Origin of the sequence: Billgrantia zhangzhouensis (genome assembly GCF_021404465.1) — a bacterium.
GTDB lineage: Bacteria > Pseudomonadota > Gammaproteobacteria > Pseudomonadales > Halomonadaceae > Halomonas > Halomonas zhangzhouensis.
Window position 1 is genome coordinate 224,926 of sequence record NZ_JABFTT010000008.1, and the last position, 10,105, is coordinate 235,030.

The 10,105-nt window shown below is 59.4% G+C and carries 8 protein-coding genes; 5 read left to right on the forward strand and 3 right to left on the reverse strand.

The features are described 5' to 3' along the window. Positions 1 to 113 precede the first annotated feature (113 nt). A complete protein-coding gene (gene glrR, locus HOP51_RS12340; RefSeq protein ID WP_234274209.1) occupies positions 114 to 1,394 on the forward strand; it encodes a two-component system response regulator GlrR in 1,281 nt (426 codons plus the stop codon). Between the two features lie 45 nt (positions 1,395 to 1,439). Here the strand turns inward: glrR and xseA are convergent, their stop codons facing one another. The 3 genes from xseA to HOP51_RS12355 all read right to left on the reverse strand — a co-directional run bounded on the left by xseA (position 1,440) and on the right by HOP51_RS12355 (position 3,839). Next, positions 1,440 to 2,780: an exodeoxyribonuclease VII large subunit gene (gene xseA, locus HOP51_RS12345; RefSeq protein WP_234274191.1), complete on the reverse strand. Its 1,341-nt coding sequence runs from the start codon at positions 2,778 to 2,780 to the stop codon at positions 1,440 to 1,442. Between the two features lie 179 nt (positions 2,781 to 2,959). Then, positions 2,960 to 3,583, reverse strand: coding sequence for a PRC-barrel domain-containing protein (locus tag HOP51_RS12350; RefSeq protein ID WP_234274192.1), 624 nt, complete (start codon positions 3,581 to 3,583; stop codon positions 2,960 to 2,962). Positions 3,584 to 3,641: 58 nt separating this feature from the next. Beyond that, positions 3,642 to 3,839 carry a CsbD family protein gene (locus HOP51_RS12355; protein ID WP_234274193.1) on the reverse strand — a complete coding sequence of 66 codons (198 nt, stop codon included), beginning with the start codon at positions 3,837 to 3,839 and terminating at the stop codon, positions 3,642 to 3,644. Between the two features lie 248 nt (positions 3,840 to 4,087). Here HOP51_RS12355 and guaB point away from each other — a divergent pair, with 248 nt between their 5' ends. The 4 genes from guaB to HOP51_RS12375 all read left to right on the forward strand — a co-directional run bounded on the left by guaB (position 4,088) and on the right by HOP51_RS12375 (position 9,872). Continuing rightward, positions 4,088 to 5,557 (forward strand): IMP dehydrogenase, encoded by a 1,470-nt coding sequence (guaB, locus tag HOP51_RS12360; RefSeq protein WP_234274194.1) that lies wholly within the window; start codon positions 4,088 to 4,090, stop codon positions 5,555 to 5,557. A gap of 95 nt (positions 5,558 to 5,652) precedes the next feature. Further along, positions 5,653 to 7,227, forward strand: a complete 1,575-nt coding sequence (gene guaA / locus HOP51_RS12365) for a glutamine-hydrolyzing GMP synthase (RefSeq protein WP_234274195.1) — start codon at positions 5,653 to 5,655, stop codon at positions 7,225 to 7,227. 261 nt (positions 7,228 to 7,488) lie between these two features. Next, positions 7,489 to 8,961, forward strand: coding sequence for a hypothetical protein (locus HOP51_RS12370; RefSeq protein ID WP_234274196.1), 1,473 nt, complete (start codon positions 7,489 to 7,491; stop codon positions 8,959 to 8,961). Between the two features lie 5 nt (positions 8,962 to 8,966). Then, entirely contained in the window at positions 8,967 to 9,872 is a 906-nt protein-coding gene (locus HOP51_RS12375; RefSeq protein ID WP_234274197.1) for a DNA adenine methylase, read from the forward strand. The last annotated feature ends 233 nt before the right edge of the window (positions 9,873 to 10,105 follow it).

Consider the following 10,105-nt stretch of genomic DNA (forward strand, 5'->3'; position numbering starts at 1 on the left):
ATACACGCAGGAATGAGGCGCGCAGGCCCGCGACTCGCACCTCGGGTGCGAAGTCAGGCAATGCTCATATTTTGCTGGTCGACGACGACGTCAGCCTGTTGCGTCTACTGGGCATGCGCCTGGAGAGTCGCGGCTACCGGGTGACTACCGCCGAGAGTGGTGCGGAGGCGCTGCGCCGGCTGGAGGCCGAACGCCCCGACATCGTGCTTTCCGACCTGCGCATGGACGAGATGGATGGTCTCGCCCTGTTCCAGGCGATCCAGCGCGAAGTGCCGGGGCTGCCGGTCATCATTCTGACCGCCCATGGCTCCATCCCAGACGCCGTCAGCGCCACCCAGCAGGGTGTGTTCAGCTTCCTCACCAAGCCGGTGGACCGCGACGAGCTGTTCAGCGCCATCGACGAGGCGCTGGCCCACACGCCGGCGGGCAGCAGTGGCAACGACGACGCCTGGCGGGCCAACATCATCACCCGCAGCCCCGAAATGGAGCGGGTGCTGGAGCAGGCACGCATGGTGGCTGCTTCGGATGTCAGCGTGCTGATCACCGGCCCCTCCGGCTCGGGCAAGGAGCTGCTGGCGCGAGCCATTCACGACGCCAGCCCGCGGGCCAGCAAGCCGTTCGTGGCGATCAACTGCGGCGCGCTGCCCGAGCAACTGCTGGAGAGCGAACTCTTTGGTCACTCCAAGGGTGCCTTCACCGGCGCGGTGAGCGACCACAAGGGCCTGTTCCAGGCGGCCGACGGTGGCACCCTGTTCCTCGACGAGATCGGCGACATGCCGCTGCCGCTGCAGGTCAAGCTGCTGCGTGCGCTACAGGAGCGCCAGATCCGTCCGCTGGGCTCGACCCAGTCGATCCCGGTCAACGTGCGCATTCTCTCCGCCACCCATCGCGATCTCAGCCAGGCGATGCATCAGGGCGAGTTCCGCGAGGACTTCTTCTACCGTCTCAACGTGGTCAACCTGAGGCTGCCGGCGCTCAAGGATCGCGCCGAGGACGTGCCGCTGCTGGCGCGTCACCTGGTGGCCCAGGCGGCGGAGCGGCACAAGCCGTTCGTCAAAGGATTTTCGCCGGAGGCGCTCAACCTGCTGGCCACCAGTGCCTGGCCCGGCAACGTGCGCCAACTGGTCAACGTGGTGGAGCAGTGCGTGGCGCTGACCCGTTCGCCGATGATCCCCGAGGCCCTGGTGGCCCAGGCGCTGGTCGCGGAAGACTGCGCGCTGCCCACCTTCAACGATGCCCGCGCCGGGTTCGAGCGCAGCTATCTGGTCAAGGTGCTCAAGATCACCGAGGGCAACGTGACCCAGGCGGCACGCATCGCCGGGCGCAACCGCACCGACTTCTACAAGCTGCTGGCACGCCACGAGCTGGAGCCGAGCACCTTCAAGCCGGAGTGACACCCGCCAACCTGACTCCGAGAGTGCCTGCCACAGGCGCTCTCTTCATTTCAGGCGGCGCTTCACCTCCACTCTCAGGCGCCCTTCGCCCAGCCGCGCAGTCAGCGCCTGGCCGGGCTGGGTGTCGGCTGCCCGCCGCATCACCTTGCCTGAGTCGTCCTGCAGGATGGCGTAGCCGCGCCCCAGTACTGCCAGCGGGCTCACCGCCTGTAGCTGCCGCGCCAGCCCGGCCAGGCGTTCGCGCTGGCGTGCCATGTCGCGCTGCATGGCCTGCTCGAGGCGCGTTCGTGCCTTGGCCAAACGGTTTGTCGCTCGCTCGACTTCGCGTCCCGGATGGCAGCTCGCCATGCGCCGCTGCAGATGGCCCAACTGCCGGCGTTCCGCCGTCGATCGTGCGTGCATGGCCCGTTGCAGGCGGGCTTCCAGTTCGCCCAGCGTTTGGCGCTGGCGGGTCAATACCTCGCCGGGGTGGCGCAGCCGTGCGCGCAGATGGTCCAGCCGCTGGCCCTCGCGCTCGAGTCGCGCCTGGGCACAACGCGACAGCTGGCGCTCCAGCCCGACCAGGCGGCGCGTTAGGTCACGGCGATCCGGTACCAGCATCTCGGCGGCGGCGGAGGGCGTGGGGGCGCGAACGTCGGCGGCCAGATCCGACAGGGTGATGTCGACCTCGTGACCCACCGCCGACATCACCGGCAGGCGCGAATGGAAGATCGCCCGCGCCAGATGCTCGTCGTTGAACGCCCACAGGTCCTCCAGGCTGCCGCCGCCGCGAGTGACCAGCACCACGTCGCGGCTCGGGTCCAGCGCCTGCTGGCGGTTGAGCAACCCCAAGGCGGCGATCAGGGCCGGGGCGGCCTCGCGACCCTGCACGGGTACCGTGATCAGCGTGACCCGGGCCAGCGGCCAGCGCGCGGTGAGCACCGCCAGCACGTCGCGGATCGCCGCACCGCTGGGCGAGGTGAGTACCAGCAGGTGGCGGGGCGGGCAGGGCAGGGAACGCGCATTGGCAAACACGCCCTCGGCGGCGAGCCGTTGCTTGAGCCGTTCCAGGGCGAGCAGGAGTTCGCCTTCGCCGGCCGGCTGCACCGCCTCGGCGATCAACTGGTAGTCGCCGCGCGGCTCGAACAGCGACACTCGCCCGCGCACCCGCACACTGTCACCGTCGCGCATCGGGGCTGCAACGAAGCGCGCGCGGTTGCGGAACAGCGCACAGCGCAACTGCGCCGAGCTGTCCTTGAGCGTGAAGTAGACGTGCCCCGAGGCCGGCCGCGAGACGCCGGAAAGCTCACCCTCGACCCACACCTCGCCGATGCCCTGTTCGAGCAGCAACCGGGCACGGCGGTTCACTTCGCTGACGGAAAGCGCGGTATCGGTGGAGTGGGGCATGCGGCGATCCCTGGGCCTGTGAATGCCAGCGAACTGGCGGAAAGCCACACTCTAGCACGGTAGGGCTGGCATGGCCGGGTGCGCAGTCGGGAGGCGGGGGAGCGGCCCGGCGCCAGACGAAAAAAGCGCCGGGAAGACCCGGCGCAAGTTGCGTCATGGGGAGGGACAATCAAAATGATTCAGTCGAAATCGTCCTCGATGTCCTCATCGGTGTACTCGGCGTCGTTGCCGTTGTCGTTCACACCATCGGTGTCACCGACCACGTCGCCGTCGGCTTCACCGTCGCGGAAGGCCGTGTCGCCGTCGTCACCCACGGCGCCGGTGCCGGCGGTACCGGTGGTCTGCCAGACGCCTTCGCCATCCTGATCAGCGGCGCGACGCTCGCGCTCCTCGTTGAACCACTGCTCGTCGTATTCGGGGAAGTTCTCGAGCTCATCCTCGCTGGCGTCGACCAGGATACGGTGAGTCACGTCGTCCTGACCGAAGACACCATCGTCGTCACGGTCGGTTTCCATGGTGAAATGCTCGATACCGACGACTACCTCGTCGCCGCCCATGCCCCACAGGCCACCGGCATTGACGATCAGGGCGCTCACTTGGCCCTGGTCATCCAGCAGGATGTTCTCGACGTTGCCGACTTCCTCGTCGGGGTCGTTGGCGTGATAGACATCGGCACCGATGATGGCATCGGCGGAATAGAGGCCCTGTGCCGCTTGCGGGTCGTCCTGTGCAATGGCTTGTGTACCAAGAGCGAGGCTGCCTGCGATGGCGGTGATTGCGATAGTGAGTGCACGCTTCTGCATTTTCTCTCTCCTTAAGACTGTCTTCCTTGGACCTAGGCGTTGCGCCTGAGGGAACCGCTTACAGATTTCGCGCCCAATCGTCGACCTGGCGTTCCGCTTCCTCGCGCTCCAGGCCATAGCGCTGCTGGATACGGCCGATCAGCTCGTCTTTCCTGCCGCCGATCCGATCCAGCTCGTCGTCGCTGAGTTCACCCCAGCTGGAACGGGCTCTTCCCTTGAGTTCCTTCCATTTGCCTGCGATCTGGTCCCAGTTCATGTCGTCACTCCTGTTCGTGAGTGGACCCGTCGTGCACCCATCAAGCTAGATCACGTTTCTGCCGCTGTAAGTCAAAGTCGGTTTCGGACTGTTTCGAAGGGTAATTAGGATTGGGCGAAAGCCCGTCCAATCCTGTCGCAAAGCAGGAACCGGGAGTGAGGGCTCGCATTGCCCGGGCATTGGGCCGGGCGCTATAATGGTCGATTAACTTTCCCCCACTTCCCCACCAGCACTGGGTGTTGCCGACTATGTTACGTATGGCCCAAGAAGCTCTTACGTTCGACGACGTATTACTCCTACCCGGCTACTCGGAGGTCCTGCCCAAGGACGTCAGCCTACGGACCCGCCTGACCCGCAACCTCTACCTCAACATCCCCCTCGTTTCCGCCGCCATGGATACCGTGACCGAAGCCCGCCTGGCCATCGCCATGGCCCAGGAAGGCGGCATCGGCATCATCCACAAGAACATGACCGTTGCCGCCCAGGCCGCCGAAGTGCGCAAGGTCAAGAAGCACGAGAGCGTGATCGTCAAGGACCCGGTCACCGTCGGGCCCAAGGCCAAGCTCGAAGACCTGCTGACCATGGCCCAGGAGTACGGCTTCTCCGGCTTCCCGGTGGTAGAGGGCGAAACCCTGGTGGGGATCGTGACCGAGCGCGACATGCGCTTCCAGCCCAACCACGGCGACCGCGTGGCTGACATCATGACCCCGCGTGAGCGCCTGGTGACGGTGCCCGAAGGCACCGAGCTCGACGTGATCAAGGCCAAGATGCAGGAGCACCGGGTCGAGAAGATGCTGGTGGTGGATAACGCTTTCCACCTGCGCGGCCTGGTCACCTTCCAGGATATCGAGAAGGCACGCACCTTCCCCAACGCCGCCAAGGACGCTGACGGCCGTCTGCTGGTGGGCGCCGCGGTGGGCACCGGCCCGGAGACCCCCGACCGCGTGGCCGCCCTGGCCGAAGCCGGCGTGGACTTGGTCATCGTCGACACCGCCCACGGTCACTCCAAGGGCGTGATCGATCGCGTCGCCTGGGTCAAGGAGCACTACCCGCACATCCAGGTGGTGGGCGGTAACATCGCCACCGCCGCCGCCGCCCGGGCGCTGGCCGAAGCCGGCGCCGACGGCGTGAAGGTGGGCATCGGCCCCGGCTCCATTTGCACCACCCGCGTGGTGGCAGGCGTGGGCGTGCCGCAGATCACCGCCGTTTCCAACGTCGCCGAGGCGCTCAAGGAATACGACATCCCGCTGATCGCCGATGGTGGCGTACGCTTCTCCGGCGATCTGGCCAAGGCCATTGCCGCCGGCGCCAGCGCGATCATGGTGGGCGGCCTGCTGGCCGGCACCGAGGAAGCCCCGGGCGAAGTCGAACTGTTCCAGGGCCGTACCTACAAGGCCTACCGCGGCATGGGCTCCATGGGCGCCATGGCCCAGAGTCAGGGCAGCGCCGATCGCTACTTCCAGGACAAGGACAGCGGCGCTGAGAAGCTGGTGCCGGAAGGCATCGAAGGCCGCGTGGCCTACAAGGGCGTGATGAGCGCCATCGTCCACCAGCTGATGGGCGGCCTGCGCGCCTCCATGGGCTACACCGGCTGCCGCGACATCCAGGAGATGCGCACCAAGCCGGAGTTCGTGAAGATCACCGGGGCCGGCTTCGCCGAATCGCACGTGCATGATGTGCAGATCACGAAAGAAGCGCCCAATTATAGGGCTGGTTAACCGCCAGCTCGTAAGAGACAGACGCGGCGGGTATCATCCCGCCGCACGCTTTTGCATCCGGCCCGCCGCCATACGCTGCCAGTAGAGACGCCCAGATGACCGACATTCACGCCCACAAGATCCTCATCCTCGACTTCGGCTCCCAGTACACCCAACTGATCGCTCGCCGCGTGCGCGAGATCGGCGTGTACTCCGAAGTGCGTGCCTTCGACATCACCGAGGAAGAGATCCGCGAATACGCCCCCAACGGCATCATCCTCTCCGGCGGCCCGGAATCCACCGTGGCGGCCGGCTCGCCCCGCGCGCCCGAGTGCGTGTTCGAGATGGGCCTGCCGGTGCTGGGCATCTGCTACGGCATGCAGACCATGGCGGTGCAGCTCGGCGGTGCCGTGGAAGGCTCCAACAAGCAGGAGTTCGGCTACGCCCAGGTCAAGATCGACGGCAGCGACGACCTGTTCCGCGACATCAAGGACCACGTGGACCACGACGGCAAGGCGCTGCTCGACGTGTGGATGAGCCACGGCGACAAGGTGGCCCGCGCGCCGGAGCCCTTCACCGTGACCGCCTCGACCCCGAGCTGCCCCGTGGCCGCCATGACCTGGCCGGAGAAGCGCTTCTACGCCGTGCAGTTCCACCCCGAGGTGACCCACACCCTGCAGGGCATGCGCATCCTCGAGCACTTCGTCGTCGGCATCTGCGGCGCCGAGAAGCTGTGGACCCCGGCGCGCATCATCGAAGACCAGATCGCCCGCGTGCGCGACCAGGTCGGCGACCGCCACGTGCTGCTCGGCCTCTCCGGCGGCGTGGACTCCTCGGTGGTGGCCGCGCTGCTGCACCGCGCCATCGGCGACCAGCTCACCTGCGTGTTCGTCGACAACGGCCTGCTGCGCAAGAACGAAGGCGACCAGGTGATGGAAACCTTCGCCCGCCACATGGGCGTGAAGGTGATCCGCGTGGACGCCGAGGAACTGTTCCTCTCCAAGCTGGAAGGCGAGAACGACCCGGAGGCCAAGCGCAAGATCATCGGCAACACCTTCATCGACGTGTTCGATGAAGAGGCCAGCAAGATCGAAGGCGTCGACTTCCTGGCCCAGGGCACCATTTATCCCGACGTGATCGAATCCGCCGCCAGCAAGACCGGCAAAGCCCACGTGATCAAGTCGCACCACAACGTCGGCGGCCTGCCCGAAACCATGAAGCTGCAGCTGGTCGAACCGCTGCGCGAACTGTTCAAGGACGAAGTGCGCAAGCTCGGCCTGGAACTCGGCCTGCCCTACGACATGGTCTACCGCCACCCCTTCCCGGGGCCGGGCCTGGGCGTGCGCATCCTCGGCGAAGTGAAGAAGGAGTACGCCGACATCCTGCGCGAAGCCGACGCCATCTTCATCGAGGAACTGCACAACGCCGACTGGTACCACAAGACCAGCCAGGCCTTCGCCGTATTCCTGCCGGTCAAATCCGTCGGCGTGGTCGGCGACGGCCGCCGCTACGAATGGGTCATCGCCCTGCGCGCCGTGGAAACCATCGACTTCATGACCGCACGCTGGGCTCATCTCCCATACGACTTGCTTGAAAAGGTTTCCAACCGCATTATCAACGAGATCCGCGGCGTCTCCCGAGTGACCTACGACGTCAGCAGCAAGCCGCCCGCGACGATTGAGTGGGAGTGAGGCACGTCTAGGCAGAACGCCTGACGCGGCTAAGCTGACCGAGATCAAGGGTCTACCAAAGGGTAGGCCCTTTTTCTTTGCATTTCGTTACAGGGTTTAGTTAACTCAGGTTAAGGTCGCTGAGACGACCGCCGATAGAACAGGTAGTACAACGCAGACAGGGCTGTCGCAGGGAAAGGATGTCATCCCCGGGCGGTAGCGTGTTGAATATAAATCTTCAAATTCTTTCATAACATAACTTAAGAAAGGGGAGAGACAAAGGTGGCGGATGCAAAATCATTGCCGGTAAAAGACCTCTTGATTGATCTGTATAATTTTCGTACGGTACCGCAGAAAAATGAAGTAGAGGCTATTCGAGCCATGATTTCAATAAGTCCTGATTATTTCTGGGGGCTTATGGAAAGCTTGCTTGATGATGGCTATTTGCCAACAGAGAATATAATTGTCTTAGAAAATTCTTCGGGGAAGATTGTCAAAGAGGGTAATCGCCGTGTTGCAGCATTAAAGATAATACTCAAGCAGATTGACGGAAATCAGTTTGATTTGCCGGCTCGAATTGAAGAAAGAATTGAAGGACTAGAGGAAAGCTGGCTTTCAGAAAATTTTTCTGTCCCTTGCGCCATTTATAATGAAGCCGATGCGGTGCTAGTAGATAAAATTGTAACTTTGACACATGGCAAGGGAACTAAGGCAGGGCGAAATAATTGGGAGGCGGTAGCTAGGGCGCGTCATAATCGAGATAAAAATGGGGCGCCTGAGGTTGCGCTAGATTTGTTGGAAAAATATCTTGAGCATGGCGCTAATCTTACATTGGAACAAAAAACTCTATGGAGTGGTCGTTTTAATCTATCGGTTTTAGATGAAGCCATTAAAAGAGTTTCCAAAAGATTCGCTGTATCATCGAGCGCAGACTTATCTAGAAAGTACCCAAATATAAAAAACAGGAAATCTCTTGAGGCGATTATTCATGCTGTTGGTATTGAATCGCTTACTTTTCCTGTGATAAGGGACTCCAGCGACTTCGCCTTAAGGTTTGGTGTGCCACCATTGCCGTCAGCTTCTGAGTCTGATGAAAAAAATGGTAGCTCGCAAGATAGCCCGGCCGTTGATAATATGGCAGGACATAGAAACGGAGAAGTGGAAAATGTAGAACCCAGTGGCTCTCTGAGCGCTGTGCAGGAGGGTACAGTTAAGCCTAAGCCAGATGCCGCAAAACCAGAGCCTGAAAACGGTGGTGGTAAAAGCAAGGTAAAAACAACAGCCATAGATGATGAACGGACAGTAAAGAAAGCGTTAAGATCTCTGAAAGTATATGGTCCTAATAGATCCAAGCTAGAGTCTATTAAAAAAGAGAGTCTTAAGCTGAAGCTGAAAGATAACCCGATTGCGTTCTGTTTTTTGTTAAGGGCTATGTTTGAAATTTCAGCTAAAGCTTACTGCCAAGATTACGAAGATCAACCAAATTCTCCAAAACTATTAAAAGCTAATGGTATGGAGCGTCCTTTGGTAGAAGTTTTGAGAGATATCGTTTCGCACTTGACTCAAAATAACGCGGATAAGCAAATGTTGAAAGTGCTACACGGGGCTTTGACTGAAATCCAACGTAAAGATGGGATTTTGTCATTGACCTCCATGAATCAGTTGGTGCACAATACATCCTTTATGGTGAGCTCTTCGGATATACCGGTGTTATTTTCAAATATTTTTCCATTGCTTGATCATATGAATAAGTGATTTCTATGTCTAGAAACAAGACTCCACTAAGATATCCTGGTGGGAAGCAAAAACTAACGCCCTTTATCCGAGAAATTATTCTTTCAAATGGCCTGGATGGTGGACATTATATTGAGCCATATGCTGGTGGGGCAGGCGTGGCGATGGAGTTGCTCGTCAGTGGTGATGTGGAACATGTGCACTTAAATGACTCTTCTTACCATATATATTGTTTCTGGAGTGCTATACTTAATTTTACAGAAGAGTTTTGTAATAAAATATCTAGCTGCGTGTTAAATATTGAGGAGTGGCTTGTTCAGCGTGAGATTTTACGGAATCCAGAAAACCATACCCTGATTGAAGTAGGTTTTGCTACTTTTTATTTGAACCGGACGAATCGGTCTGGAGTTCTAGGTGGCGGCGTCATTGGTGGACTGAGCCAAAATGGTAAGTGGAAGTTGGATGCGCGTTTTTCAAAGCGTGATCTAATAGAAAGGATTGAAGTGATAGCATCCCTAAAGCATGCAGTGTCTTTATATAACAAAGACGCTGAGATTTTTTTCAGCAATGATGTTAAATCCTTGCCTGAGAAATCTTTAATTTACATAGATCCGCCGTATTTTAACAAATCTAATAGGCTTTACTTAAATCACTATAAGCCTGGTGATCATGAGAGAATTGCAGGCGTTGTGCAAGAAATGGAAAGAGTAAAATGGATTGTCTCATACGATGCTGTTGATGAGATAATGAAATATTACTCTAACAGGAGGAGTTTCGTTTACGACCTTCAGTACAACGCTTCGAGAGCATACAAGGGGAAAGAGGTTTTTATATTTTCAGATGGCGTAGTTGTTCCCAGGAATTCAGCAATATCTTATATAAATTTCGCCTTGAAGCGCGAATCAAAGAATCTTCATTTTGGTGTGCAGTAAATATTATTCGCCTGACTGTACGGCGATGATATTCACTTGACTGTCAGTGATGGTATTCGCCTGACACATGCTCCCGTGGGCTCCCTATAGTTAAGCAGTGCTTTTTGCCGTTTTGAAGTGACCCCCTCCAGAGCTGCACAGGCTATAGTGCAGCCATCAGGAGGACGAAATGAGCAACGAACCCACCGTCAAACGCTGGACCGCCAAGCGCAAAGCCGCTGTGGTCATGGACA

Coding starts and splice junctions, on each gene's coding strand:
- glrR (WP_234274209.1), top strand. CDS start 114: ATGCGCCTGGAGAGTCGCGGCTACCGGGTGACTACCGCCGAGAGTGGT.
- xseA (WP_234274191.1), bottom strand. CDS start 2,780: ATGCCCCACTCCACCGATACCGCGCTTTCCGTCAGCGAAGTGAACCGC.
- HOP51_RS12350 (WP_234274192.1), bottom strand. CDS start 3,583: ATGCAGAAGCGTGCACTCACTATCGCAATCACCGCCATCGCAGGCAGC.
- HOP51_RS12355 (WP_234274193.1), bottom strand. CDS start 3,839: ATGAACTGGGACCAGATCGCAGGCAAATGGAAGGAACTCAAGGGAAGA.
- guaB (WP_234274194.1), top strand. CDS start 4,088: ATGTTACGTATGGCCCAAGAAGCTCTTACGTTCGACGACGTATTACTC.
- guaA (WP_234274195.1), top strand. CDS start 5,653: ATGACCGACATTCACGCCCACAAGATCCTCATCCTCGACTTCGGCTCC.
- HOP51_RS12375 (WP_234274197.1), top strand. CDS start 8,967: ATGTCTAGAAACAAGACTCCACTAAGATATCCTGGTGGGAAGCAAAAA.